This is a genomic window from Pseudomonas sp. 313, from assembly GCF_000316965.1.
Taxonomy (GTDB): Bacteria; Pseudomonadota; Gammaproteobacteria; order Pseudomonadales; family Pseudomonadaceae; genus Chryseomonas; species Chryseomonas benzopyrenica.
Genome location: NZ_ANBZ01000071.1, coordinates 257,755 through 283,827, shown reverse-complemented (window position 1 = coordinate 283,827; position 26,073 = coordinate 257,755). Strand labels below are relative to the sequence as shown.

Genomic DNA, 26,073 nt, shown 5'->3' with positions numbered 1-26,073 from the left:
TCGAGAGAAGAGGTAATGCAATGCAAGGCAACGACAGAACACGCATCGTGGTCACCGGCGTGGGTACCGTCAGTCCGCTGGGATGCGGTACCGAGGCCGTCTGGGCGCGGCTGCTGGCCGGTCGCTCGGGACTGAGCCTGTTGCCGGCCGAGGTCAGCGACGGGGTGGGCAGTCTCATCGCCGGTCAGGTACCGAGCCGCGCCGAAGATCCGGAAGCGGGCTACGACCCCCTGGTGGCCATCGCCGCCAAGGACCTGAAGAAGATGGATCGCTTCATCGAGTTCGCTCTGGTGGCGGCCAAGGAAGCGCTCGACCAGGCCGGCTGGCAGCCGATCAGCGAGGCGCAACGGGAGCGGACGGCGACCATCATCGCGTCCGGGGTCGGCGGTTTCGGTGCCATCGCCGAGGCGGTACGGACCACCGATGCGCGTGGCCCACGGCGGCTCTCGCCGTTCACCGCACCCTCGTTCCTGGCCAATATGGCGGCAGGCAACGTTTCCATCCAGTACGGCTTCCGCGGTCCGCTGGGCGCGCCGATCACCGCCTGCGCCGCCGGTGTCCAGGCCATCGGCGACGCCGCCCGGCTGATCCGCAGCGGCGAGGCCGACATCGCCCTCTGCGGCGGGGCGGAGGCGGCGATCAATCGTGTGAGCCTGGGCAGCTTCGCCGTCGCCCGCGCCCTGTCCACGGGATTCAACGAGCGTCCGCAGGAGGCTTCGCGTCCCTTCGACAGTGATCGCGACGGCTTCGTCATGGCCGAGGGCGCGGGGTTGTTGGTGATCGAGACGTTGGAGCATGCCCTGGCACGGGGCGCCACACCCCTGGCCGAGCTGGTGGGCTACGGCACCAGTGCCGATGCCTACCACCTCACCGCCGGCCCGGAGGATGGCAGCGGTGCCCGCCGCGCCATGACGCAGGCGCTGCGCCAGGCCGGTATCGACGCGACCCAGGTCCAGCACATCAACGCCCACGCCACCTCCACCCAGGTGGGCGACAAGGGCGAGCTGGCGGCCATCCGTGCGGTGTTTGGCGACGTGTCCTCAGTCGCCATCACCTCGACCAAGTCGAGCACCGGGCATCTGTTGGGCGCCGCGGGCGGCATCGAGGCCATCTTCACCGTGCTCGCCCTGCGTGACCAAGTCGTGCCGCCGACGCTAAATCTGCACCATCCGGATCCGGCTGCCGAAGGCCTGAACCTCGTTGCCCTGCAGGCACGGCAGATACCGATTGAGTACGCGCTGTCGAATGGCTTCGGTTTCGGTGGGGTGAACGCCAGCGTGCTGTTCAGGCGTTGGATGGGGAGCTGATAGTTGCTGAACGTGCTTGCACGGGTGGCCCGGCCGGCCACGCGCGCGCGGCGGTGCACATGATTTTTGGACTCGCGTAGCGGTAGGAACGGCGTTTCCCTGCGTCGTTTCAGATAAGAAATGAGTCCACCAGGAAGAGAAGGCTCTCTTCCTGTTTTTCTCCAGCCGCTGTCCAAAACCTGACTGGGCAGCCGGCACCCACGTAGCTCCCAGGAATGACGAGTGCGCATCGATGTAAGTGCCGAAGAGATGCGCCAGGTAAGCATACATGCAAGAATGTTTGTAAAAGGCAGGCGAAACGTTAGACTGCCAAAACAGACGCCTTTGAAACGAGATAGCGATGCGCCGTACAAAAGAAGACGCTGAGCAGACACGCCAGACCATTCTGGATGCAGCCGAGGCGTTGTTTCTCACCAATGGTGTTTCACGCACCAGCCTCGAAATGATCGCCAGAGAGTGCGGGCTCACGCGAGGAGCGGTGTATTGGCATTTCAGGGACAAGGCGCAGCTGGTCCACGAGATGCTCAATCGCATCCGCATTCCGCTTGACGAAGTCACCCAGCAGCTGAGTATGGATGGGGAGGGCGATTGCCTGATGAGGCTGTACGAACTGTGCGTCGAGTGCATGGAGAAATTCGTTCAGCCGGGACGGGAGCGTCGTGTCATGACCATCCTGATGCACCGTTGCGAATTCACTCAGGAACTGCAGGAAGTCGAACAGCGGGAAAATGCCCTGACCCGCGAATTCGTGGCGCTCGTCGAGCGTCTCTTCGATGGCCAACGGCAGCGCTTGCAGGCCGCGGTGACGCCGAGAAGTGCCAGCCTACAGCTGCATAGTCTGTTTTGCGGCACGCTGGCTGGCATCCTTCGTGACCAGGACATCTTCGCGCCGCTCATGGATGTACGGCTGATCTTCACCCTCTACTTCAGGTCGCTGGTTAAGGACTGGCCCTGACGGTAAATGAGCGTCGCGCCAGCGGAGCAAGGGACCGCCACTGACGCCTTGCTCCCGCTGGACGCGGTACTGAGCTGTCCCGGGCGTCGGTTTTCAGCCTTCAGGGGCGCTCCAGCAGGGCGGTCGCTCTTTTCCGGCAGCGACCCGCACAATTTCGGGACGCTACGCCGTTCAAGCCGGCGCGCTCCCCGTCCCTACTTGAAACGAGCGGTGTAATCCGCCAGGTTGCCGGGCGTGATCAGCTCGTACGGCACCCAGACATCCGCCTGAACCGGTTCCTTGCGGATCATCCTGAGCGCGGATTGCACCGCCTGTACGGCCTGGCCGCGGGGGTCCTGGAACACCGAGGCGGCCAGCAGTCCGCGCTTGATGGCCGCCTGACCATCGGGCAGACCATCCACCCCCACCACCGGAACCTGACCCTTGCCCATTCCGGCCTGTTGCAGCGCCATGGCGGCGCCGATGGCCATCTCGTCGTTGTTGGCGACGATGGCGTCGAAATGGGTCCCGGCAGTCAGCCAGTTGCTGGTCAGGTCCATGCCCTTGCTGCGGTCCCAGTCCGCGTTCTGCTGAGCGATCACCTTGATGCTGGGATAGGCCTTGAGCGCTTCCTTGAGACCGTCGGAGCGGCCGCGGGTGGCGTTCTGGGTCAGCTCGCCCATGATCAGGGCGATGTTGCCCTTGCCGTTCAGCTGCTTGGCGATGAACTGCCCCTGCAACTGTCCGGCCTGCAGGTCGTCCGAGGCCACCGCGACCACCCCAGCGGGCAGCTTGGGATCGTCCGGGCGCCGGTTGACGTACACCAGTGGAACCTTGGCCGTGGTGGCGGCGCGGGTAATGTTGACGGTGGCGGCGGTGTCCACCGGCAGCACGATCACGGCGTCCACGTTCTGCGCCAGGAAGCTCTGCACCTGGTTCAGCTGGCGAACGACGTCGCCCTGGGCATCCTCGAATTGCAGGCTGATCTTTTCCGCCTTGCCCGCCTCTTCCAGATTGCGGCGGACATAGGTCATGAAGTTGTCGTCGACCTTGGCGATGCTGACCCCGATACGGTAGTCGGCGAGGGCCAGGGGCGTCAGGGCGAAGGCGAAGGCGGCGCACAGCAGGTTGCGAAGCAGCATGTTCAGTTCCTCTTGTTGTTATGCGAGCGGAAACATCTAGCGGGGACTACAGGGTGAAGGCCGTTCTGAAGCGCTCCAACGCACGCTCGGTATCACCTTCGGCAGCCCAGCCTTCGAGGCCGACCACACCGCGATAGCCGAGCCTGGCGAGGGCCCGGGCAATGGCCGGGTAGTGAATCTCGCCGGTCCCCGGCTCGCAGCGCCCCGGGACATCGGCTACCTGGATCTCGCCAATGGCCGACCCGGCCCGACGGATCAGCTCGATCAGGTTCCCTTCGCCGATCTGGGCATGGTAGAGGTCCAGGTTGAGCCGCAGGTAGGGACTGGCCACCGCCTCGATCAGGGCCAGGGTGTCTTCGGCGCGGGCGAAGGGCACGCCGGGATGGTCCACCGCGGTATTGAGGTTCTCCAGCAGGAAGACCCGGCCGGCGGACTCGCCCAGGAGGGCGATCTCGGCGAGGGCGTCACGCGCCGCCAGCCAGTGATGGCCGCTCACCTCGGCCAGCGGCTTGACCGGCAGGCCGCGTGGGTCCAGGCCGGTGCCATGCAGATTGAGCGAAGGGCAGGCCAGGCGCTCGGCCACGGCCAGGGATTCCCGGGCACTGGCCAGCAGGGCGGCACGGCCTTCGGCGCTCACCAGGTCGCCTGAGACATAGCCGGTCATGGAGGTGAAGCGCGCGCCGGTGGCCGCCAGGGCGTCGATGTCGTGGCGCGTCCAGTCCCAGATATCCACGGCGAAGCCCAGGGCGTGCAGGCGGCGGACCCGCTCGACGAAGGGCAGGTCGAGAAAGACCATTTCGGCGCTGACAGCCAGGATGAAGGGCGATGAGGTCATGGGCTTCACTCCGCGACGGCGACCGGCTGGCCGGTCTGCACCGATTCGATGGCGGCCAGGGCGATGGCCAGCGCCGCCCGCGCATCGTGGCCGCCTACCGGCACCGGGGTGCCTTCGCGCACGGCATCGACGAAGGCGCGCAGCTCGGCCAGGTAGGCGTCGCGCAGCAACTCGGCGTCGGAGCGCTGGGTGGTCTGGCTGATGCCTTCGGCGCCGTAGTAGACCAGCTCGCTGGTCCGGGCGTCCCCGGCGGTCAGCATCCCCGCGCTGCCGAACACCTCGCCGCGCACGTCGTAGCCGTACACCGCCTGGAAGTTGGCCTCGGCGGTGGCGATGGCGCCGTTGTCGTAGCGAATGGTCACCACGGCGGTGTCCAGTAGGCCGCGGTCACGGAAATCAGGGCGCACCAGGGCGTCGGCCACTGCGTAGACCTGCACGGCGCGGGCGCCCGGATTGAAGAAGTTGAGGGTGTCGAAGTCGTGGATCAGGGTCTCGAGGAAGATGGTCCAGGGTTTCACCGCCGCCGGATCGTGCAGCGCCGGATCGCGGGTGAGGGAGCGCAGCAGTTGCGGTGTGCCGATCCGCCCCTGGACGATCAGCTCCCGTGCGCTGCGGAAGCTGGTGGCGAATCGCCGGTTGAAGCCCACCTGCAGGGCCACGCCAGCCTCCGCGCAGGCGGCGATGGCCCGGTCGGCCTCTTCCAGGGTCACGGCCATGGGTTTTTCGCAGAACACCGGCTTGCCGGCGCGGGCGGCGGCCACCACTAGTTCGGCATGGCTGCGGGCCGGGGCGACGATGACCACGGCCTCGACGGCGGGATCCTCGATCAACGCCTGGGGGTCGGTGTGGATATGGGCGACATCCAGGGTCTCGCCAAGCCGGGCAGCGGCACCGGGCGCCGGATCGGCCAGGGCGACCAGCCGCGCGCCATGCAGGTGCCGGGCGAGGGCGGTGGCATGGAAGGTACCCATGCGACCGGTACCAATGAGGCCGAGGGCGAGGAGGGGGTTCGTCTGGGGCATGAGGCGTTCTCTTGTGGTTGTTATAGGCGTGGGCGATGCGCCCGACAGGGAGGGAGCAACCGCCATGCCAGGGCAGGAAAGGTAGCCAAGTCGCGGGCTGCAGGACTTGCCAGTCCGCTTTGATGTCTATAAAAAAGACATGTCCAGCTGGACATGTCCAAAGGGTGGACGAGGAGCCGAAGATGCAGGAGCAGGTAGCCCCCAGCGAACTGACGCGGGAATTGCGATTCGTCAGCGAGCTGCAGCGGCCGCCGGTCGCCGAAGGTGTCCAGCGCGAGCTGGATGCCGCCTGGACGGACTGCCTGGCAGGGGCCACTGAACTGGTCGCGGTGCGGCCGGTGATCCGGGCGTCCTGGCTGCGCAGCCGCGCGGCGGGCATCGTCGCGGAGGAATTCCACTACGAGTTCGTCGAGTCGCAGGAGCTGGCCCGCCGGCTGCAGCGGCAGCGCGAGCTGCTGGACATCGCCGCGCCGGTCATGGCCGAGCTGTTGCGCTACAACCCGGACGGGCACCTCAACCTGGCGGATGCCGAGGGCGTGACCCTGGCCGCCTGCGGGCTGGATCTCACCCCGCTGGGCAGTCGTCTGCTGGAGTCGGTGCAGGGCACCAACTGCACCGGCCTGGCCCTGCGCGAGCAGCGGCTGGTATTCGTCCTGGCGGGCGAGAATTTCAAGCGCGAGCTGCGCGAGCGGCGGATGCACTGCGCCTCGGCGCCGGTCCGCGACACCCAGGGACGGCTGCTCGGCGCCCTGACCCTCACCGCGGCGGTGGGCAACTTCCACTGCCATACCCTGGGCACGGTCCAGGCCGCGGCCGATGCGATCTCCCGCCAGCTGGCGCTCACCGCGCTGCTGGACGAGCAGCAGCGGGTGCTGGAGGTCCTCAACGAAGGCGTCATCCTGCTCGACGACGACCGCTGCATCCGTAGCCTGAACGGCTATGCGCGGCGCCTGCTGCAGCTCGACGATCCACAGCGGGGGCGCCCCTTCGCCAGCCTCATCACCCGGGACACCGACCTCGACCTCTGGCTGGATCGTCGCTGGGAACGCCAGGACCGCGACCTCACCCTGTTGCTACCAGACGGCAGCGGCTTGCCGTGCCTGGCCTCCGCCGCGCCCATCGCCCAGGGCGGCTGGGTGCTGTCGCTGCGAGAGAATCGCCGCATCCGCGAGATCACCCGCCAGCTGCTGGGCACCCGGGCGCGTTACAGCTTCAGCGATATCCAGGGTCGCTCGCCAGCCTTGCAGAACGCCTTGCGCGTGGCTCAGGCAGCCAGCCACAGCGAAGCCACGGTGCTGGTACTGGGAGAAAGCGGGGTAGGCAAGGAGCTGTTCGCCCAGGCGATCCATAACGCCAGCGCCCGGCGGCATGGGCCCTTCGTCGCGGTGAATTGCGGCGCCATCCCGCGCGACCTGGTGCAGAGCGAGCTGTTCGGCCACGTCGAGGGGGCCTTCACCGGGGCTGCTCGTGGCGGTGCGGCGGGAAAGTTCGAGCTGGCCGATGGCGGCACGCTGTTTCTCGACGAGATCGGCGACATGCCCCTTGAGGCCCAGGCGAGCCTGCTCCGGGTGCTGCAGGAGGGCGAGGTGACCCGGATCGGTGCCAAGAAGGCCCAGGCGGTGGACGTCCGCGTCATCGCGGCCACCCATCGCGATCTGGCCCAAGCCGTGACCGGCGGGAGCTTCCGTGGGGATGTCTTCTATCGCCTCAACGTGCTTCCCCTGCAGGTACCGCCATTGCGGGAGCGTCGCGAAGACATTCCGCTGCTGGTGGCTACTCTGCTCAAGGCGCTGAGCCGTCACTTGGAACGGCCACCGCCGGCCATCGCGGACGAAGCGCTGACGTTGCTGCTGGCCCATAGCTGGCCCGGCAACGTGCGGGAGCTGGAGAACGTCATCGAGCGGGCGGTCAATCTGGCCCAGGGGCCGCTCATACAGCCGGGAGACCTGCCACCTTCGATGGTCGCCAACACGCTGTCCACGGATACCGAGGGCGAGCGCCTCACCCCCCTTGAAGCGGGGCAGCGGGACCTGATCCGTGCCACCTTGCAGCAGACCCGCGGCAACCTTCGTCAAACCGCGACCCGGCTCGGGATCTCGCGCGCCGGGCTTTATGTGAAGCTGCGCCGCTACGCCTTGAATCCGGCGGATTTCCGGCCAGGACGCTGAAGTCCGGCAGCGCCCAACTGAAGCGAGCCACGTTCTGGCGAGCGCGTCCTGGCCTGCCGCTCGCTGGCAGCCCCGGCAGCATCAGGCCACCCGGAAGCGGCCGACCAGGGCTTGTTGCTGTTCGGCCAGACGGGCCAGTTCGCGACTGGTGACGGCGGTCTGTTCGGCGCCGGCGCTGACCTGGATCACCAGGTCGTTGATGTCGTTGACGTTGCGGCTGATCTCTTCGGCGACCTGGCTCTGCTGTTCGGCGGCCGAGGCCACCTGGATGTTGCGGTCGTTGATCAGGGTCACGCCCTCGGCGATCTCGCCCAGCAGCTCGCCGGCGCGGACCACGTTGCTGGCGCCGGTCTGCACCTGGCTCAGGGTCTCCTGCATGGCCTGGGTAGCACGGTCGGAGCCGCTCTGCAGATGAGTGATCATCTGCTGGATGCTGCCGGTGGATTGCTGGGTCTTCTGGGCCAGGGAGCGTACCTCGTCGGCCACCACGGCGAAGCCACGCCCGGCTTCGCCGGCGCGCGCGGCCTCGATGGCGGCGTTGAGGGCCAGCAGGTTGGTCTGCTCGGCGATGCCGCGGATCACGTCCAGCACCGAGGAGATGGCATCGCTTTCCTGCTTGAGTTCGGCGATGATCTCCGAGGTCCGCTCGGCCTGCACCGACAGCCCCTGAACCAGGCCGATGGTGGCCTGCAATTCGCGGCGGCCCTGGCTGGTGTTGCCCTCGACCTGGCGCGAGCCTTCGGCCGCCTCGGTGGTACTGCGGGCGACGTCCTTGACCGTGGCGCTCATCTCGGCGATGGCGGTAGCCACCTGATCGGTCCCCAGACGCTGCTGGGCGACGTTCTGGCTGGTCTGGATGGCGACCGCCGACGCCTCTTCGGCGGCGGTGGCGACCTGCACGGTGGCGGCGCCGATCTCCTGGATGACCTGGCCGAGCTCCTGGCTCATCAGATTGAGGTTGCCGGTGATGGTGCCGAACTCGTCCTTGCCCTGGTAGGCGCAGCGGGCGGTGAGGTCCCGGGTGGCCAGGCGGGTAAGGGTGCCGTTGACCTGCTCGACCGCCTGCTTGATGTTGCGAATGATCACCCAGGCCAGCGCCGAGACGGCCACCAGCACCAGCAGCACCAGGCCGAGGGTGGTCCAGAGATCGCGACTGGCGCCCGCACGGGCCTGTTCGGCCTGGGCGCCGACGCTGGCACCCAAGTCCGCCTCCACCTGGCCCATCAGGTCGATACGTTGGGTGGCCAGGTTGAACCAGTCCTCCGGCTTGACGCCCAGGGCATCGCCCAGCGGCACGGTGAAGGCCAGCTGTTGCAGGCGGGTGACTTCCATGGCACTGGGCTGCTTGAAGGTGTCGTCGAGCTGACGGATGAATTCAGGCGTGGCCTTGCGCTGGAAGGCGTCGGCGTAGGCGGAGAATTCGCCCAGGTTGCGGGCGAAGCGCGACAGCAGACCAGCGTCGAAGCGATTCTGGTTGAAGGCCAAGCCCAGCAGTACGCGCTCGCGGCCGGCGCGTTCCTTCATCTCGACGAAGAGATTGAGGGCGCCCAGGGCGCGCAGGATTTCAGGATCATCAACACCCGCTTCGAGGGCATGGGTGTAGCCGATCAGCGCCTTGATCAGGTCGGTGTAGGCCGCGCCGGACTGGGTGCTGTTGAGCGCCAGGCCATCGACCTTGCTGCGCAGGTCACGCAGGGTGTCCAAGGCGCGCATGGCGGTCTGGATGGCGGCGTCGTTACCGGTGGCCAACGCACGTAGGTTGTTCTGTGCCTTATCGCTATCTTCGCGGAAGGTCTTGAGCTTGTCCTGCATCGACTTGCCACCACTGCCGAGGAACACGCCGCTGGCACCGCGCTCGCGCTGCAGGCTGGTGACCAAGGCACTGACGCGCTCGGCCGTGGCACTGGCGGTCACGGTGTGCTCCATGTTCTTGAGCGTTTCGTAGCGATCGGCGGTGTAGAGGCCCGAGATCACCAGGAAGCCGGCCAGGGGCAGGAGCAGGATCAGCAGGAGTTTGGTACTGAGAGGGGCGTTCCTGAGCATCGTGAAAGTCTCTGAGGCGGTCAGCGGGTGCGCCGACGACAAGGTAAGGAGCCGGCGAGTCGAGGTCGATTCCGAATATGTCGGCACCTGCAGACGAACCTTTATCGTCAGATTATTTTTTGCTGCGAGCGTGGGGGTGAGACGCACTGCCAGGCGATAAACCTGGTGGTCTGAGCGGCGTCCGGGAATGCCGGACGCTATCATCAGACTTCAATCAGCCCAGCTGTGCCCTGATGAGCAGGGCGTAGCCCAGCACCAGCAGCGGCCAGCCCACCACTGGCCCGAACACCAGGCGCCACAGCCACAGGCGCGGCACGAAGCCCACGCCGTGGACCAGCCCGGCCGAGACGCCGAGCATCACCGCCATCAGCAACGGATGGCTGTACTGGCCGCTGGCGTCGAGCATCAGCCCCGGGTGGATCAACAGCAGCAGCGCCAGGGGCGCCGCCAGCAGCAGGGACAGCGTTCGCCCCAGCGGGTGGACGCGGGGCAGGGCCTCAGCACTCGGCATCGTCATGGATATCGAGCTCCCGGGTGCTTTCCAGCCAGAGGGCGTTGATGATGCCGAAGCTCGCGGCGAGCAGGACACCGAGGATCCAGGTGAAGTACCACATGAAGGAGTCTCCTTGAGAGGGGCTGATCAGTAGAGGCCGTGGGGGTTGGCGTCGATGAAGCGGTCGTCGACCTTGCCCCACATGCGCACGTAGCTCCACAGGGTGTAGGCCAGGATGAGCGGCACGAAAATGGCCGCGGCGACGAACATGATGCCCAGCGTCTTGTGGCTGGAGACGGCGTCCCAGATGGTCAAGCTCGAGGCCGGGTCCAGGCTCGACGGCAGCACGAAGGGAAACAGCGCGCAGCCGGCGGTGGCGAGGGTGCCGACGATGGCCAGGGACGTGCCGGTGAAGGCCAGGCCGGCCTGCCGCCAGCTGCTGCCGAGCAGCGCCAGGACGCTGCCGAGCGCGGCCAGCACCGGGGCGAGCAGGGTCAGCGGCTGGGTATGGTAGTTGGCCAGCCAGCCCGGATTGCCGGCGGTCACCACCTTGTGCAGCGGATTCAGGGCGCTGCCTGGATCGCCCTGGCTGACCAGCATGTAGCCGTCGAAGCCGTAGGCCAGCCAGACACCGGCCAGACCGAAGGTGACGAGGTGGAGCAGGGCGCACAGGCCGGTGGCACGTCGGGCGCGCTCGCCCAGGGCGTGGTGGGTACGCAGCATCAGCCAGCTGCCGCCATGGGCGCAGAGCATGGCCAGGCTGACCGCGCCGCTGAGCAGGGCGAAGGGGTTGAGCAGGGCGAAAAAGCTGCCGCTGTAGGTGGATCTCAGGGTGTCGTCGAGTTGGAAGGGCACGCCCTGGAAGAGATTGCCGAAGGCCACGCCAAACACCAGGGCCGGTACCAGGCTGCCGGTGAACAGGCCCCAGTCCCAGGCGTTGCGCCAGCGGGTGTTGTCCAGCTTGCTGCGGTAGTCGAAGCCCACCGGACGCAGGAACAGGGCGAAGAGCACCAGCAGCAGGGCCCAATAGAGCCCGGAGAAGGCGGTGGCATAGACCATCGGCCAGGCGGCGAAGAGGGCGCCGCCGGCGGTGATGAACCAGACCTGGTTGCCGTCCCAGTGCGGCGCGATGCTGTTGATGGCGGCGCGGCGTTCCTTGTCGGTCTTGCCGATCAGGGGCATCAGGATCATGGCGCCCATGTCGAAGCCGTCGGTGAGGGCGAAGCCGATCAGCAGGACGCCGATCAGCACCCACCAGGTGAGCTTGAGCACTTCGTAGTCGAACATGGCAGTCTCCTCAGGCGTTGGCCGGTGCGACGGGCTTGGCGGTGGCGGCCTGGCGCAGGGCGTCGCCGACCTGGGCAGCCCGTTCGTGGAAGTAGCGGCCGGTGTGCAGGCTGCTCGGGCCGAGGCGAGCGAAGCGGATCATCAGGTACATCTCCACGATCAGCAGCAGGGTGTAGAAGGTCACCAGGGCGCCGATGGAGCCCCACAGATCGGCCGGGGCCAGGGTCGAGGCCGACAGGTGGGTGGGCAATACCTCGCTGATGGTCCAGGGCTGGCGACCGTGCTCGGCCACCCACCAGCCGGTCTGGGTGGCGACCCAGGGCAGCGGCAGGCTGAACAGGGCCCACTTCAGCAGCCAGGGCTTCTTCAGCTCGTTGCGCCGGGTCGAGGCCCAGAAGGCGCAGATGAACAGCGCCAGCATCAGCACGCCGCTGGCGACCATGATGCGGAAGGTCCAGAACAGGCTGGCGACCCCAGGGATGGTGTCCCGCGCGGCCTGCCGGACCTGCTCGGGGGTGGCCGTGGCGGGATCGTTGACGTATTTCTTCAACAGCAGGCCATAGCCCAGGTCCTGCTTGTGGGCGTCGAAGGCTGCGCGGGTGGCGGCGGAGTCGTCGCCGGCACGTAGCCGCTCCAGCAGCGCGTAGGCCTGGGCGCCGTTGCGGACGCGGGCCTCGTATTGGCTGACCAGATCCTTGATGCCGGTGACCTGTTCGGTGGTGGAGCGGGTGGCGATCAGGCCCATCAGATAGGGGATCTTCACCGCGTAGTCGGTGCGCATCTCCTGTTGATTGGGGATGCCGAACAGGGTGAAGGAGGCCGGGGCTTCCTCGGTGTTCCACTCGGCTTCGATGGCGGCCAGCTTGACCTTCTGGACCTCGCCCACGCGATAGCCGGATTCGTCACCCAGCACGATCACCGAGATGACCGCGGCGGTACCGAAGGCGGCGGCCACGGCGAAGGAGCGCCGGGCGAAGCCGATGTCGCGGCCCTTGAGCAGGTAGTAGCTGGAGATCGCCAGCACGAAGATGGCGCCGGTGACGTAGCCCGAGGCGACGGTGTGGACGAATTTCACCTGGGCCACGGGGTTGAGCAGTAGGGCACCGAAGTCGGCCAGCTCCATGCGCATGGTCACGTAGTTGAACTCGGCGCCGACCGGGTTCTGCATCCAGCCGTTGGCCACCAGGATCCATAGGGCGGAGAGGTTCGAGCCCAGCGCCACCAGCCAGGTCACCAGCAGGTGCTGACCCTTGGACAGGCGATCCCAACCAAAGAAGAACAGCCCGATCAGGGTGGATTCGAGGAAGAAGGCCATCAGGCCCTCGATGGCCAGGGGCGCACCGAAGATGTCGCCGACATAGTGGGAGTAGTAGGCCCAGTTGGTGCCGAACTGGAACTCCATGGTCAGGCCGGTGGTGACGCCCAGGGCGAAGTTGATGCCGAACAGCTTGCCCCAGAACTTGGTCATGTCCCTGTAGACCTGTTTGCCGGTCATCACATAGACCGACTCCATGATTCCCAGGATCACCACCAGCCCCAGGGTCAGGGGCACGAAGATGAAGTGATACAGCGCGGTCATGCCGAATTGCAGGCGTGACAGGTCCACGACGGATTCCGAGATCATCCCGGCAATCTCCTCAGAAGGGGGAAAGGGTGCTAGTCCAGCAGGTGGGCGCTGACCGCCTGGGTGGCGTCGGGCGGGACCGTGGGGGCGCTGAACCAGAGGCTCTTGATCACCATCAGCAGCGCCAGCTTGATCAGCAGGATGACCAAGAGTTCTTTGACCAGGCGTCCGTTCATGGCGACCTCGCGAGCCGTGGCGCCCCTCCAGGGCGGAGTGGCGGCTGCATGCAGGATGCGCCTGCTGGCCCTGGGCAAAACTGATCCAGATCAATTGGCCAGTGGCCATCGCCTGGGGCAGGTTGTCGCAGCCGTTCAGGTCGGGTTCAGAGGCGTTAAGACAGCGTTAAGACGCCAGGGCGCAAGGTAGCACCGTGACTGACGCCGGACCGCTTCCGCGGTGACGCCAGCCCCCATGTTCAAGACCGGAGAATCCACCATGAACGTCTTCAACAAGATGGCCGCACTCGCCCTGCTCAGCACCGCCAGCTACACCGCCATGGCCGCCGAGATTAACGAAAGACGCGCCCAGGCGGCGCTGCAACCCAAGGCGGCGCACGCCGAGGTCGTGGCGGTTCAGCAGCAGGCATCGGCACACTGGGACCAGGTGCTCGATCCCCAGGCCTATGGCCAGGCCGCGGTGCGCTATCAGGCGCGGGCCGTGGATCCGGCGCTGCTGCGAGGCGTGAACGTCGGCTAGCGCCGAGGCCGGCCCCAGTCTGCATGCTATGTTGAACCCCTCGAGACGTGTGGAGGGGGACGAGGATGCAGACTGTCGCGGCCATGGCAACAGGCCTCAAGCCGATACGCTGGGAGGCACATGCCTGCCTGCCCCTGGTGCCGGGACAGGATATGTCTGGCTTGAGTCGCTATCGCGACGCCGGCTTCCATCATGTGTCGATCAATGTCGGCATGGACATGACGCCTTTCACGACGGTGCTGCAAACCCTCGCCGGCTTCCGTGCCTGGCTGGCCCGGCATGACGCGCACTTCCGTCTCGTCGGCGAGGTGGCCGACCTCCACCGGGCGCACGAACAGGGCAAACTGGCCGTTTCCTTCGATCTCGAAGGCTCGACCATGCTGCTCGACGACCCGGCGATGGTCGGGCTCTATGCCGCCCTCGGGGTACGCCAGATGCTGCTCGCCTACAACCGCGACAACGCCTGCGCCGGGGGTTGCCATGGTGAGGGCGGCGGTCTGACGACGCTGGGTCGCGCGGTGGTGGCGGCCGGCAATGCCGCGGGCATCACCCTCGACTGTTCCCATGCCAGCGAGCGTGCCAGCCTGGAGATCATGGCGGTCTCGACCCGGCCGGTGGTCTTCTCCCACACCAACATCAAGGCGCTCCATGATCATCCCCGGACGATCAGCGATCGGCAGATCCGCGCCTGCGCGGAACAGGATGGCGTGATCGGCCTGACCGGGCTAGGCATCTTTCTGGGTGATCCCGAGGCGTCGGTGGCCAGCTATATCCACCAGATCGACTACCTGGCGGAACGAGTCGGAACCCGGCATATCGGCATTGGACTGGATACCGAGTTGTGCCCTGCCGACCATGACCTTCCTGCGGGCGTCGACGCGGAAGACTGGTGGCCGACGCGTCATTATGGACAGCCTCACGGTCATACCCAGTTGCAACCCGAGGCGCTCCCTGAACTGGTACGCCAACTGGCGGGTCGGGGCTACGCTGCCGCTGACATCGACGCCATTCTGGGCGGGAATTTCTTGCGCATCGCGAGCCAGACCTGGCCGTCTGCGGTTACCTGAGTCCCGGTGCAGGACGCTGTCCCAGGTCTCTTGGCCTAGACGTACTGCGCCGCCGCGTAGCCCGAAGCCCAGGCCCACTGGAAGTTGAAGCCGCCCAGATGGCCGGTGACGTCCAGCACCTCGCCGATGAAGTACAGTCCAGGTGACTTGAGCGACTCCAGGGTCTTGGACGAGACCTCGCGGGTGTCGACGCCGCCCAGGGTGACCTCGGCGGTGCGATAGCCTTCGGTGCCCGCCGGGATCAGCTGCCAGTCGTGCAGCCGCGCCGCGATGGCCTTGAGTTCGTCGGGGGTGTACTGCTTCAAGGGCTTGGACTGGAACCAGCTGTCGGCGAGCAGGGTGGCCATCTTTTTGGTGAACAGCTCGCCGAGCAGCGTCTTGAGTTCGCTGTTGGGGCGCGCCTGGCGCTGCTCGGCGAGCCATTGCACCAGGTCGAGGTGGGGCAGCAGGTCGATGCTGAGGGTGTCGCCCGGTTGCCAGTAGGAGGAGATCTGCAGGATCGCCGGACCGCTCAGGCCACGGTGGGTGAACAGCAGATTCTCGACGAAACTCTGGCCATTGCAGCTGATCCGGCAGTCTTCCACCGCCGTGCCGGACAGGGCGCTGCAGAATTCCTTCTGCTGGGGATCGGTGATGGTAAAGGGCACCAGGCCGGCGCGGGTCGGCAGCAGCTGGTGGCCGAACTGGCGGGCGACCTGATAGCCGAAGCCGGTGGCGCCCAGGGTCGGGATCGACAGGCCGCCGGTGGCGATCACCAGGGATTCGCCGCGCACCGGGCCCAGGCTGGTCTGCAACTGATAGCCGCCTGGGTCGAGGCGGGTGATCTCCTCCACCGAGGTATCGAGGCGGATGTCGACGCCGCCCTGTTCGCACTCGTCCAGCAGCAGGGCGAGGATGTCGCTGGCCTTGTTGTCGCAGAACAGCTGGCCGAGCTTCTTCTCGTGGTAGGGCACGCCATGCTTGGCCACCAGGGCGATGAAATCCCACTGGGTGAAACGCGCCAGAGCCGATTTGCAGAAATGTGCATTCTGCGAGAGGAAGTTGGCCGGCTCGCAATAGAGGTTGGTGAAGTTGCAGCGGCCGCCCCCGGACATGAGGATCTTCTTGCCCGCCTTGTTGGCGTGATCGAGTACCAGCACCTGGCGCCCGCGCGCCGCGGCGCTCAGGGCGCACATCAAACCGGCCGCGCCGGCCCCGATGATGATGACCTGGGTATCGAACACTCTTGACTCCTTGCCTGCAGATAGGGGGCCACCGGCCCGCGGCGGCGCATGTTACCTGATCGCCCGCGCTGCAGGGGTGGCCGCTGTCGGCCCGTCCTGGTGCTCCGTCGCGCCCGCTCCTGCGCGGTCGCCGCGCGCGGCGCAGGGCGGTCGTCACCTGAGCGTGGGCCAGTGCCTCAGCGTTGCCGGGAGCGTGCTAGGTCGCCAGATGCGTCTCGGGCTCGGCCAGGATTCCCTGCAGCCGGCGCGACAAGGCTTCCGCCGAGTAGGGCTTGTGGATCAGCTCGAAGCCCTGGGCGCCATGGGTCGCCAGCACCTGGCTGTAGCCCGAGGTCAGCAGGATCGGCAGGCTGCGATAGAGGCGTCTGATCTCGATGGCCAGTTCCAGCCCGCTCATGCCGGGCATGACGACATCCGAGAAGACCACATCGAACCGGCCAGGCTGGTCGGCGAGCAGGGCGAGGGCGCGCTCGGCATTGGCGGCCAGCACTGCGTGGTAGCCGAGATCGCTCAGCAGGTCGACGGCGAAGCTGCCGACCTCGAGATTGTCTTCGACCACCAGGACGGTGATCCCGCCGCCGTCGGCCGTTGCCGTGGCGTCATTGAGGGATGACGGCTGCCCGATCGTTGGGGCGACCGGCAGATAGAGGTGGAAGGTCGTCCCGCGGCCGATCTCGCTCGTGACCCGTACCTCGCCACCGGACTGCTTGATGAAGCCGAACACCTGGCTCAGGCCGAGACCGGTGCCCTGGCCCACTCGCTTGGTGGTGAAGAAGGGCTCGAAGATCTGCTCCAGGTGCTCCCGGGCGATGCCGCTGCCGTTGTCCGCCAGGGCGATGGCCACCGCCGGCAGGGCGAGTTCGGGCTGTGCCGCGTTGGCCGGGATGCAAGCGACGGTGCTGACGCTGATGATCAGGCGACCGGCACCGCTCATGGCGTCGCGGGCGTTCACCGCGATGTTCACCAGGGCGGTATCGAACTGGCTGGGGTCGGCATAGACCAGGCAGGGGTCGTCGCTCAGGTCGAGTTCGATGCCGACGTGCGAGCCGAGCAGGGTTTCCAGCATGTCGCTCATGGCCAGCACATTCTCCCGGGCGGAAAACACCTCGGGTGCCAGCGTCTGGCGGCGGGCGAAGGCCAGCAGCTGGCCGGTCAATCTGGCGGCGCGATCCACGGTGGTGGAGATCGCCTCCAGGTAGCGCTCGCGGCGGGCTTCGCTGAGGTTCGGGCGCTTGAGCAGGTCGCAGGAGGTACGGGCGACCGTGAGCAGGTTGTTGAAGTCATGGGCGACGCCGCCGGTGAGCTGGCCGATGGCTTCCATCTTCTGCGCCTGGCGCAGGGCGTCCTCGGCGGCCGCGAGATCCAGCGTCTGCTGGCGTTGCTGGGTCACGTCGCGCACGGTGGCGTAGATCAGTTCGCCATTGCGCGTGGCATTCCAGGAAAACCAGCGGTGGGAACCGTCGCGATGGCGGTAGCGGTTTTCGAAGCCGACCAGCGCAATGCCCTGCGTGACGTCGCGGAACGCCTGGCGCGTGGCAACGAGGTCGTCGGTATGGACAAAGGCCAGGAATGGCTGGGCCCTGAGTTCTTCGAGCGACCAGCCCAGGGTCAGCTGCCAGGCCGGATTGAGGTTGACGAAGAAGCCCTCGAGGTCCGCCACGCACAGTGGATCGGTCGAACAGTTCCAGATCTGATCGCGCTCGGCGGTGCGCTCCGAGATGCGCTGCTCCAGTTCGCTGTTGAGCGCGGCGATGGCTTCGGCTCGGGCCTGTTGCGCCTGCTGGGCGAGGATGCGGCTGCTGATGTCGCGGGAGATGCAGACGATCTTCACCTCGCCGGTGCCGGCCACCGCGAAAGGCGAGCAGGACACCTCCCACCAGCGTGGCTCGCCACGGGCGGTGGGGCAGAAGCCCTCGACCCGGGTGGTCTGGCCGTCGACGGCACGCTTGACGGCGTGGCGGATCTTCTCGACTTCCTCGTCCGGCCAGAGCGCCGCGTACTCGCGGCCCATCACCTGATCGACGGACCGCAGCTGGTTCAGCTCCAGGCCCTGGGCGTTCATGAATTCGATATGACCCCCGGCGGAGAGGACCTTGACGCAGTCCAGGCTGGCCTGGAGCAGGCTGCGGGAAAAGCCCTCGCTGTGCAGGACGTTGCGGGCGGCGAGGAAGCGGCGCTGGGCGCCGATCTCCAGCGCGATCATGCCGGCGAAGAGTTCGAAGGCCGCCAGTATCTCGGGGCTGCTCGGCGTGGCCGGTCGTGGGTCGATGGCGCAGAGGGTGCCGAAGAAGCTGCCATCGTCCAGCACGACGGGGACCGAGATATAGCTGCGCAGGCCGTAGCGCCGGGGCGTGTGATGGTGACGGTAGCGGTCGTCCTGCGCGACGTCGTCGATCACCACCGGCTGGCGATGGTCGCGGATCTCGTCGCAGATGGTCGATTTGAGTTCCAGCTCGCCCCCGGGCTGGAGGCCAAAACCGATGAGATCGAGGGTGCTGCAGGCGATCCAGTGGTCGTCGGTCACCCGGGCGACGGCGGCGAAGCCCATGCCGGTCATCCGGCAGACCACGTCCAGGATCTTGGGCACCGCAGCGATCTCGGCGATGAGCTCGAGGTCCTGGGCCAGGGCGTACGAGGGGACGGGAGTCGAGGTGAGAATGCTCATCGGGTCGCTCGTACGGTTGCCTGCCCGGGCAGCAGGGAAGATGGCGAGCGACAGGCTGAAGCCTCCAGCACCGATGCCAGAGGGATTCGTCACAGGCCGTGCGCGGCCAGTATAGCGAGCATCCAAGCGAAGCGGGGGACGGGATGCCCGCTAAGTTGCGAGGGGCATCTCCGTCTTTGGCCTGCGGCCGCCGTCGGCGTTGCCGTGCGGCCGGGGTGGCGGGTCGAGCGCCGACGGTCAGTGGATTCCCGCCAGCGGCGGCCGCCGGTCCGCCCAGGGCTGGGTGCGTTCCAGCTGGGCAGCCAGCGCCAGCAGGGTCCCTTCCTCGCCGAAACGCGCGGCGAAGTGACTGCCCAGCGGCAGGCCATTGCCGGTCCACCAGAGCGGCACCGACATGGCCGGCTGGCCGCTGGCATTGAACAGGGCGGTGAAGGGCGAATAGCTGTGGAAGGCCGCGATGGCCTCGGCCAGCGGACGCTCCCCGTTGCCACCGTCCAGTTCGCCCAGGCGCGGCGGCTCGCGGGTCAGGGTCGGGGTGAGGATGAGGTCATGGTCGGTGAGGAAACCGGCCAGGGTGCGACCCAGGGCGTGCAGGCCTTCCACCGCGGCGGCGTAGCGATGGGCGGGGATGTCGCCCCGCTCGCGCAGGATCACACGGGTCCGTGCATCCAGCTCCTCTTCGCTGACCGGGGCACCGCGCAGGGTGCCCAGCACTTGCAGGTAGTGGCGGGTGCTGGGGCCGATGATGTCGAAGACCTGGTCGAGAAAGCGTGGCAGATCCACCGGCAGGGTCGCCGGCTCGACGTGGTGACCGAGGCTTTCGCACAGCCGGGCGGTGTGGCGCACCGCGGCCAGGGCCTCGGGGCCGCTCGGCCAGGGCGCCAGGTGCTCGACCAGGGCGATGCGCAGCGGTTTCGGATCGCGCTCCAGCAGGCTGGCAAAGGGGACGGCGTGGGCCGGAGCCGCATAGGGCGCGCCCAGATCGGCACCGGCGGTGGCATCCAGCAGCAGGGCGTTGTCGCGCACCGACAGGCTCATGGCATGGGGCGTGCCCATGCCGGCCCAGCCTTCACCGACCATGGGCCCAGAAGGCATCCGGCCACGACTGGGCTTGAGACCGAAGATCCCGCAGCAGGACGCCGGCACTCGCAGCGAGCCGCCACCGTCGTTGCCATGGGCGAAGGGCACCACTCGCGCGGCGACCAGGGCGGCCGCGCCGCCGCTGGAGCCGCCGGCGCTGTGGGCGGGATTCCAGGGATTGGCGGTGGCGCCGAAGCGGCGGGACTCGGTGCTGTAGGAGGTACCGAATTCCGGCGAGGTGGTGGTACCGACGAACAGGCAGCCGGCCCGACGCAGGCGGGTCACCAGTTCGCAATCGAAATCCGGCCGCGCCTCGCCCAGGGCCAGGGAGCCATTGGTCATGCGGGCCCCGGCCAGCGGGGTGAAGAGATCCTTGACCAGGGTCGGGACGCCAGCGAAGGGCGCATCGACGTCGAGCGGTGCCTTGGCCGCCGCGCGGGCCTGGTCATACAGCCGTTCGCTTACGGCATTGAGGCCGGGCTCCACGGTATCCAGGCGTTCGATGACCGCTTCGAGCAGCTCGCTCGCCGTGATCTCGCGCTGCCGCAGCAGCGTCGCCAGGCCGTGGCCGTCTTGGGTGTCCAGCAGGGGTTGCAGGCTATGCATGGAAGATCCTCGAGCAGAAGTCAGGAAGAGCGCGACGGGGTCGGCAGGGCGGTCTTGCGTCGCAGCAGGCCGACGGCGGCCCAGGCGAGGGCGGCGACCAGGGCGGCGCTGGCCAGGGCGCGGATGGCCAGGTGCAGATCGCCGGTGAAGGGCAGGACCGCGGCCACCACCAGGGGACTGGCGAACTGGCCGAAATAGAGGCAGCCGGTATAGCCGCCCATGCCGCGACCCCGGGCCCGGGCGCTCAGGGCGCCCATCACCGGTGCCATGGTGTTGGGCACCAGCATGCCGACGCCGAGGCCATGGATGGTCACCGCCACCAGCACGGCTTCGTAACTGCGGGCGTTCACCAGTAGCCAGAGACCGATGCCCATGCAGGCCAACAGCACGGCATTGCAGCCGGCCAGGCCCCACCAGCGGCGCAGCAGCGGCCATAGCAGCGGCCCGCCCAGGGTCGCCAGCAGGCCGAGGCCCGCCGAGGCGCCGATCAGGGTGCTGGAGGTCACGCCCAGTTGCACCAGCAGCAGCGGACTCTGGATGGGCACCACCACGCTGAGCACCATGCCGGCGAAGACCAGCAGATAGTTGACGGTCAGCGGCAGCGGCGCGCTGTGCTGGGGGCCTTCATCGACGTGGCTCTGGGCGCTGGTGCGGCTGGGCTCCCACAGCAGCCGTAACATGAAGGGCACCAGCAGCAGCGGCAGCAGATAGAGATAGAAGGGCGTGCGCCAGGAATGCTCGCCGAGCGCGCCACCGACCACGAAGAACAGCGAGCCCACCAGACTGATGGTGATGACCTGGCCATTGACATAGGCCAGGCGCTTGCTGCCCTGCCAGTAGTCGGCGATCAGGGTCACGCAGCAGGTCATCACCGCCGCCTCGGCCAGGCCGAAGACCAGGCGAGTGAGGGTGATGGCCGGCAGCGACTGCAACAGTGCCGGCAGCATGCCGAGCACGGCGTAGCACAGCGTCGCCAGGACCAGCAGGCGCTTGCGACCCAGGCGGTCGGCCAGCCAGCCGGCCAGGGGCGCGAAGAGGGCGATGGCCAGGGCGGGGCCGGTCATCGCCAGGGGGATCAGCAGATCGGCACGAGGTTCGACCGGGCCGAATTCGGCACCCAGCTTGGGAATGATCGGAGCGACCATCACCGAACCCATGATGGTCAGGCTGCTGCCGAGCAGGAGCACGGCGCCCTGGCGCCGACCGGCCAAGGGGCTGGAGGAGGCTTTGAGTGTCATGGGCGGATCCTCAGAAGCTGTGGGAGAGCCGCACGGCGAGGGTATAGCCCTCGGCGCGGTTGCGGGCGTCGATGTCCTTGTAGAAATGCACCCAGACCGGCGGCAGACCCGGCTGGAAGAAGCTCAGCGCCGGACCCAGCGCCAGTACCCGGGCACGATTGCCACGGCTGAGGCCGGGGGCGTCGTCGTCGGTGAGCTGGCGGTAGTAGTAGCCGCCCAGGCCTAGGGTCCAGGGGCCGATGTGCTGGCCCACGGCGAATTCGTGGCGGTATTCGGTGCCGCTGCGGTAGTCGGTGGCGTGGTTGCGGCTGTTGAAATCGGCCTGGAAGCTGGACGACACCTCGAAGCCCGAATCGGTGATGTAGCTCAGGTTGAGCATCGGCGAGATGGTCCAGTGGTTGGTGCCCGGATTGACCAACCGATTCTTGTCATAGTCACCGGTGGGCGCCTGCACCTGGAACCAGAAGTTCACCCCCAGGTTGCGCGAGGGCTCCCACTGCAGGATCAGTGGAATCACCTGGAAATCGGCCTGGCGGAAGAGGTCGGCGCTGTCGGAAAACACCGGGACGCCATTGGCCTTGATGGTGAGGTCCGCGTCCATCTTGAAGAAGGGCGCCACCCCGCCGAAGCCGTAGCGGGCGCCGAGCACCCGGGTATCTGTCATCTTCAGGTAGGCCAGGCCCAGGGACAGGACATCGATGGAAAAGTCGTTGCCGTTGTCGCGGCCATGACTGTCGCGAATGGACGTCGCCCGGTAGTAGTTGGCACGCAGGCCAAGGGTGCCATGGGGCGTGGGCGGCGGGGTAAAGCCGGCGCCGAAGTTGTAGACACCGAAGGCGGTGGTGGGGGAGCCGTTCTCGGTGGCAAGGCTTGCTGCGGTCATCCCCAGGGCGGCGAGGCCGACGGCGAGGACGTGAAACGGACGGGTAACGTTCATGGAGTTCCCTCTTCTTATTGGCCAGTTCAGCCTGAGGGAAAGCCGTTACCCGCCGTTAGCCAGATTCAGCACTTTTGCCCGGCGGCCTTGAGGGTGGTGGAAGGCAGTTGCCCGAACAGCGTCTGGTAGTCGCGGGCGAAGCGGCTGAGATGGCAGAAGCCCCACTGGGCGGCGACGTCCTGCACCGACTCGCCTGCGCCCCGGCGCAGGGCACGATGCGCCGCATTGAGGCGCAAGGTACGCAGATAGGCCAGCGGATTGATGCCCAGGGTCTCCTGGAAGCAGTACTGCAGCTTGCGGCGACTGGCGCCGACTCTATTGCACAGTTCGAGGATGCTGGGCGGCTGATCCGGATGGGCCAGGGCGTACTCTCGTGCCCGCCGGATCACCCGCAGTCGAGCGCTCGGTGCCAGTTCGTGGGGCTCGCCGGTGTCGAGCAGATCGAGCAGGTGCATCAGCACGGTGTCGCGCAGCATGGCACGCGCGCGCGGCTGCGCCAGCCAGGTCAGGATCTGCGCCTCGGGGGTGAAGAGCTCTTGGGCCAGCCGTGCCAACTCCAGATAGGCACCCCCTGCCGGTAGCCGATAGCAGCCGGGCAGGTCGCGCACGCCCAGGGTGCTGTGCTGGCAGGCCAGCAGTCGCGCCATCTCGGCTTCCTGCAGGTTGATGCAGAGCAATTCGAGATTGGCCGGGGTACGCAACTCCGGCAGGTTGTCCCCGCGTGCCACCAGCAACTGGGCCTCGTGGAGGGTATGACCGGCGCAGTGCAGGGCGCCAGCGTTGCGGATGGGCAGGCTGAAGGTCAGGGTTTCTCCCTGGGCCTCGCCGCTCTTGAGCATGGCCTGGTTGGATCTGTCCCGCAGCAGGCTGATGTCGTCCAGCCAGAGGTCGCTGAGTTCGCCCTGGAAGCGGCCCGCGGACAGCTGATCGTATTGCATGCGCCAGCCCTCGACGCAGAGCGCGTGCTCGTCGATGTCACCGGTATACCGATGCCGGACGCGCGGCGGTAACGCGAGGGAGCCGTCTTGGTGCATTTAGGAAACCTTTTGGGTAGCAAAGGGCCGTTGGCGCGGGAGCTACAAGTTTCGTACCTCAAGGCGGGAGTGCGCGGCAAAGGTGCCAAATTTGGCTAGTGCAGCAGGTTCTGCTCACCGCCTCCGCAGCAGGGCGCCGTTGATTGGCTACCCTGGGAGGACCCCACAAGAAGGATGCAGCCGATGCGCCATCTGTCCTCTGGATCTTTGCGCCCCGCGCTCGGGACCATTGCCTGCCTTACCTGTGCCACCATCTGTGCCGCCACCTCGCCGGCAACCGATATCCCCGCTCGGCAAGAGGTGTTGACCTTCACCTCGCTGACCCTTAGCGATCAGCAATTCCTGACGGGGGACAAAGGCGGTACCGAGGTCCTGCTCGGTGGCGTGCTGTCGCTGCCTCCAGGCGCGGGCAAGGTCCCGGTGGTGATCCTCCAGCATGGTTCGGGAGGCCTGGGCGCCAACATCACCTATTGGCAGCGGCGGTTCAATCAGGTCGGCATCGCCACCTTCGCCGTGGATGGCTTCTCGGGCCGGGGCATCACCAGTACCGCCACCGACCAGGCCCAGCTGGGGCGGCTCAATTTCGTTCTGGATGACTATCGCGCCGGCGCCCTGCTCGCGCGGCACGCGCGAATCGATCCAGGCAAGATCATCCTCATGGGCTTTTCCCGCGGTGGGCAGGCCTCGCTCTATGCGGCCATGGCGCGCTTCGACAAGCTCTGGAAAAGCCAGGATTTCCAGTTCGTCGGCTACCTGTCGTTCTATCCCGACTGCTCGATCACCTTTCGCGAGCAGGACAGGGTCGTCGCCAAGCCGCTGCGCGTGTACCACGGACTGGCCGACAACTACGATCCCTATTCCCGTTGCGAGGGCTATTTCGCGACGCTCAAGCAGCAGGGCGCCGATCTCCGGGTTCATACCTATCCCCACGCCGAGCATGGCTTCGACAATCCCTATGTCTGGAGTCCGGTGGTGGTCGCGAAGGACAGCCAGACCGTGCGTGACTGCCGGATCGCCGAGAACGCCAAGGGTGAGTTGATCAATCAGCAGACTGGCAAGGTCTTTTCCTATAAGGACAGCTGCGTCGTGCTGGGCCCCAAGGTCGGGCCTGATGCGGCGGCGACCCGGCAGGCCACCCGGGATGTCCTGGAGGCGCTAAAGGCCCTCGTGAACTAGGGCTGACCCCTGACCAGCCCTGGTCTCGCCAGAGGGTGCCCATCCAGGTGCGGCGGAGCAGCACGCCGTCAATGGCTGGCGGCTGCTGGGAGCGATGGTCCTGGGATGATTGCAGGCCTGCGCCAAACAGCTGGCAGCCTCATTTCCCCTATGTCCTTGTTGCGACTACAGTTGTCTGACTAATCCAATAAGGCCAACAAGGAAAGTCCGATGTCCGCTCCGTTCTTGCGTACCACCCTCGCTGCCGTTCTCACCTGCTGCATCGCCTTGCCCGCCAGTGCCGCGCTCGACGCGCGCATCCAGACCGCCGCGGAGCAGGCCAAGGCGCCGACGCTCACGTTGCTGGAGCGGTTGGTGAACATCGACTCGGGGTCCGGCTACGCGCCCGGCCTGACCGAGGTGGGCAAGCTCGTCAGCGCGGAATTGCAGAAACTCGGCGCCACGGTGCAAGAGGTGCCCAACACCGCGCCGGACAAGAGCCAGCACCTGGTGGCGACGCTCAAGGGCAGCGGCAAGGCCAAGATCCTCTTGCTGGCGCACATGGATACGGTGTTCAAGGAAGGCACGGCCAAGGCCCGGCCGTATCGTACCGATGAAAAACGCGCCTATGGCCCGGGCGTGTCCGACGACAAGGGTGGCATCGTGGTCGCCCTGGCGGCGCTGCAGATTCTCAAGGCCCTCGACTTCAAGGACTACGGGCAGATCACCCTGTTGCTGGATGCCAGCGAAGAGACCGGCTCCCAGGCCGCTACCGAGCTGATCGCCAGCACCGCCAAACAGCACGACGTGGTGCTGAATCTGGAGCCGGGGCGGCCGGCCGATGGCCTGGTAGTGTGGCGCAAGGGCAGCGCCACCGCCGTGGTGGAGGTCAAGGGCAAGTCGTCTCATGCCGGCGTTTCCCCGGAACTGGGGCGTAACGCCGCCACCGAGGTGGCGCACCAGGTACTGCAACTGGGCAACCTGGGCGATGCGGAGAAGAAGACTTCGGTCAATTTCACGGTGATCGAAGCGGGTGACCGCATCAATGTGATTCCCGATCACGCCGTCGCCAAGGCCGACGTTCGCGCCGCGCTGCCCGAAGAATTCGACCGGGTGGAAAAGGACCTGGCGCGGATCGCCGCCAACAAGCGGATTGCCGACACCGAGGTGACCACGCGGCTGGAGCGTGGCCTGCCGCCGATGCCGCAGACCGCAGCGAGCGATCGGCTGCTGGCCACGGCCCAGGGCATCTATGGCGAGCTGGGCCGCACCCTGACCGTCGAGGGCAGTGGCGGCGCCGCGGATGCCAGCATCGCAGCGGGTGCCGGCGTACTGACCCTGGACGGCTTCGGCATCGTCGGCGGCAAGCTGCATACCCCCGAGGAATACGTGGAACTGGACAGCGTGACACCGCGCATCTATCTGCTCACGCGGATGCTGGTGGAGCTGTCCAAGGGGCAGTAACTGCCGAAGCGGCTCAGGACCACTGGGTGCTGCAGGTCAGCGCCTGGGGCTGG

At 66.9% G+C, this 26,073-nt stretch carries 22 protein-coding genes; 7 read left to right on the top strand and 15 right to left on the bottom strand.

Annotation, left to right across the window (positions count from 1 at the left end; all coding sequences use genetic code 11):
• Positions 1–20: 20 nt before the first annotated feature.
• Together fabF and C722_RS0115720 are read left to right on the top strand one after the other, a co-directional pair.
• On the top strand, positions 21–1,307 hold the full coding sequence (gene fabF, locus C722_RS0115725) for a beta-ketoacyl-ACP synthase II (RefSeq protein WP_017641427.1): 1,287 nt from the start codon (positions 21–23) through the stop codon (positions 1,305–1,307).
• 340 nt (positions 1,308–1,647) lie between these two features.
• Positions 1,648–2,262 (top strand): TetR family transcriptional regulator, encoded by a 615-nt coding sequence (locus C722_RS0115720; RefSeq protein ID WP_017641426.1) that lies wholly within the window; start codon positions 1,648–1,650, stop codon positions 2,260–2,262.
• 194 nt (positions 2,263–2,456) lie between these two features.
• Here the strand turns inward: C722_RS0115720 and C722_RS0115715 are convergent, their stop codons facing one another.
• Genes C722_RS0115715 through C722_RS0115705 form a run of 3 tightly spaced genes read right to left on the bottom strand, consistent with a single transcriptional unit; the run spans position 2,457 to position 5,240 of the window.
• On the bottom strand, positions 2,457–3,383 hold the full coding sequence (locus C722_RS0115715; protein ID WP_017641425.1) for a sugar ABC transporter substrate-binding protein: 927 nt from the start codon (positions 3,381–3,383) through the stop codon (positions 2,457–2,459).
• 46 nt (positions 3,384–3,429) lie between these two features.
• The gene (locus C722_RS0115710; RefSeq protein ID WP_017641424.1) at positions 3,430–4,218 is read right to left on the bottom strand and encodes a TIM barrel protein; all 789 of its coding nucleotides are present in this window, start codon (positions 4,216–4,218) and stop codon (positions 3,430–3,432) included.
• Between the two features lie 5 nt (positions 4,219–4,223).
• Complete coding sequence (locus C722_RS0115705) at positions 4,224–5,240, bottom strand: Gfo/Idh/MocA family oxidoreductase (RefSeq protein ID WP_017641423.1); 1,017 nt, start codon at positions 5,238–5,240, stop codon at positions 4,224–4,226.
• Positions 5,241–5,422: 182 nt separating this feature from the next.
• Here C722_RS0115705 and C722_RS0115700 point away from each other — a divergent pair, with 182 nt between their 5' ends.
• Positions 5,423–7,408, top strand: a complete 1,986-nt coding sequence (locus tag C722_RS0115700) for a sigma-54-dependent Fis family transcriptional regulator (protein WP_017641422.1) — start codon at positions 5,423–5,425, stop codon at positions 7,406–7,408.
• 81 nt (positions 7,409–7,489) lie between these two features.
• Here the strand turns inward: C722_RS0115700 and C722_RS0115695 are convergent, their stop codons facing one another.
• The 6 genes from C722_RS0115695 to cydP all read right to left on the bottom strand — a co-directional run bounded on the left by C722_RS0115695 (position 7,490) and on the right by cydP (position 13,031).
• Positions 7,490–9,451 carry a methyl-accepting chemotaxis protein gene (locus C722_RS0115695; protein WP_017641421.1) on the bottom strand — a complete coding sequence of 654 codons (1,962 nt, stop codon included), beginning with the start codon at positions 9,449–9,451 and terminating at the stop codon, positions 7,490–7,492.
• A 214-nt stretch (positions 9,452–9,665) separates the two neighbouring features.
• Positions 9,666–9,962 (bottom strand): cyd operon YbgE family protein, encoded by a 297-nt coding sequence (locus C722_RS0115690; RefSeq protein WP_017641420.1) that lies wholly within the window; start codon positions 9,960–9,962, stop codon positions 9,666–9,668.
• Positions 9,949–10,065: a cytochrome bd-I oxidase subunit CydX gene (cydX, locus tag C722_RS25875; protein WP_017641419.1), complete on the bottom strand. Its 117-nt coding sequence runs from the start codon at positions 10,063–10,065 to the stop codon at positions 9,949–9,951. The genes C722_RS0115690 and cydX overlap by 14 nt, the downstream gene beginning before the upstream one ends.
• 26 nt (positions 10,066–10,091) lie before the next feature.
• Positions 10,092–11,231, bottom strand: coding sequence for a cytochrome d ubiquinol oxidase subunit II (gene cydB, locus C722_RS0115680; RefSeq protein ID WP_017641418.1), 1,140 nt, complete (start codon positions 11,229–11,231; stop codon positions 10,092–10,094).
• A gap of 10 nt (positions 11,232–11,241) precedes the next feature.
• Positions 11,242–12,855, bottom strand: a complete 1,614-nt coding sequence (locus C722_RS0115675; protein WP_017641417.1) for a cytochrome ubiquinol oxidase subunit I — start codon at positions 12,853–12,855, stop codon at positions 11,242–11,244.
• Positions 12,856–12,887: 32 nt separating this feature from the next.
• Positions 12,888–13,031, bottom strand: coding sequence for a cytochrome oxidase putative small subunit CydP (gene cydP, locus C722_RS26450; RefSeq protein ID WP_017641416.1), 144 nt, complete (start codon positions 13,029–13,031; stop codon positions 12,888–12,890).
• Positions 13,032–13,290: 259 nt separating this feature from the next.
• Between cydP and C722_RS0115665 the strand changes: the two genes are divergently transcribed.
• Together C722_RS0115665 and C722_RS0115660 are read left to right on the top strand one after the other, a co-directional pair.
• Positions 13,291–13,551, top strand: a complete 261-nt coding sequence (locus C722_RS0115665) for a hypothetical protein (protein WP_017641415.1) — start codon at positions 13,291–13,293, stop codon at positions 13,549–13,551.
• Between the two features lie 65 nt (positions 13,552–13,616).
• Positions 13,617–14,618, top strand: coding sequence for a membrane dipeptidase (locus C722_RS0115660; protein ID WP_051226160.1), 1,002 nt, complete (start codon positions 13,617–13,619; stop codon positions 14,616–14,618).
• A gap of 35 nt (positions 14,619–14,653) precedes the next feature.
• Here C722_RS0115660 and C722_RS0115655 read toward each other — a convergent pair whose 3' ends face one another.
• The 6 genes from C722_RS0115655 to C722_RS0115630 all read right to left on the bottom strand — a co-directional run bounded on the left by C722_RS0115655 (position 14,654) and on the right by C722_RS0115630 (position 23,401).
• Positions 14,654–15,841 carry an NAD(P)/FAD-dependent oxidoreductase gene (locus C722_RS0115655; protein WP_017641413.1) on the bottom strand — a complete coding sequence of 396 codons (1,188 nt, stop codon included), beginning with the start codon at positions 15,839–15,841 and terminating at the stop codon, positions 14,654–14,656.
• A 196-nt stretch (positions 15,842–16,037) separates the two neighbouring features.
• Complete coding sequence (locus C722_RS0115650; protein ID WP_017641412.1) at positions 16,038–18,506, bottom strand: PAS domain-containing protein; 2,469 nt, start codon at positions 18,504–18,506, stop codon at positions 16,038–16,040.
• Between the two features lie 237 nt (positions 18,507–18,743).
• Positions 18,744–20,192 carry an amidase gene (locus tag C722_RS0115645; protein ID WP_017641411.1) on the bottom strand — a complete coding sequence of 483 codons (1,449 nt, stop codon included), beginning with the start codon at positions 20,190–20,192 and terminating at the stop codon, positions 18,744–18,746.
• Positions 20,193–20,212: 20 nt separating this feature from the next.
• Positions 20,213–21,430: an MFS transporter gene (locus C722_RS0115640; protein ID WP_017641410.1), complete on the bottom strand. Its 1,218-nt coding sequence runs from the start codon at positions 21,428–21,430 to the stop codon at positions 20,213–20,215.
• A 10-nt stretch (positions 21,431–21,440) separates the two neighbouring features.
• Positions 21,441–22,367, bottom strand: a complete 927-nt coding sequence (locus C722_RS0115635) for a transporter (protein WP_017641409.1) — start codon at positions 22,365–22,367, stop codon at positions 21,441–21,443.
• 65 nt (positions 22,368–22,432) lie between these two features.
• Entirely contained in the window at positions 22,433–23,401 is a 969-nt protein-coding gene (locus C722_RS0115630) for a helix-turn-helix domain-containing protein (RefSeq protein WP_017641408.1), read from the bottom strand.
• A gap of 300 nt (positions 23,402–23,701) precedes the next feature.
• On the opposite strand from C722_RS0115630, the gene C722_RS25030 reads away from it, so the two are divergent.
• Together C722_RS25030 and C722_RS0115620 are read left to right on the top strand one after the other, a co-directional pair.
• Positions 23,702–24,577 (top strand): dienelactone hydrolase family protein, encoded by an 876-nt coding sequence (locus C722_RS25030; RefSeq protein ID WP_231893097.1) that lies wholly within the window; start codon positions 23,702–23,704, stop codon positions 24,575–24,577.
• 210 nt (positions 24,578–24,787) lie between these two features.
• Positions 24,788–26,020, top strand: coding sequence for a glutamate carboxypeptidase (locus tag C722_RS0115620; protein WP_017641406.1), 1,233 nt, complete (start codon positions 24,788–24,790; stop codon positions 26,018–26,020).
• Positions 26,021–26,073: the final 53 nt, after the last annotated feature.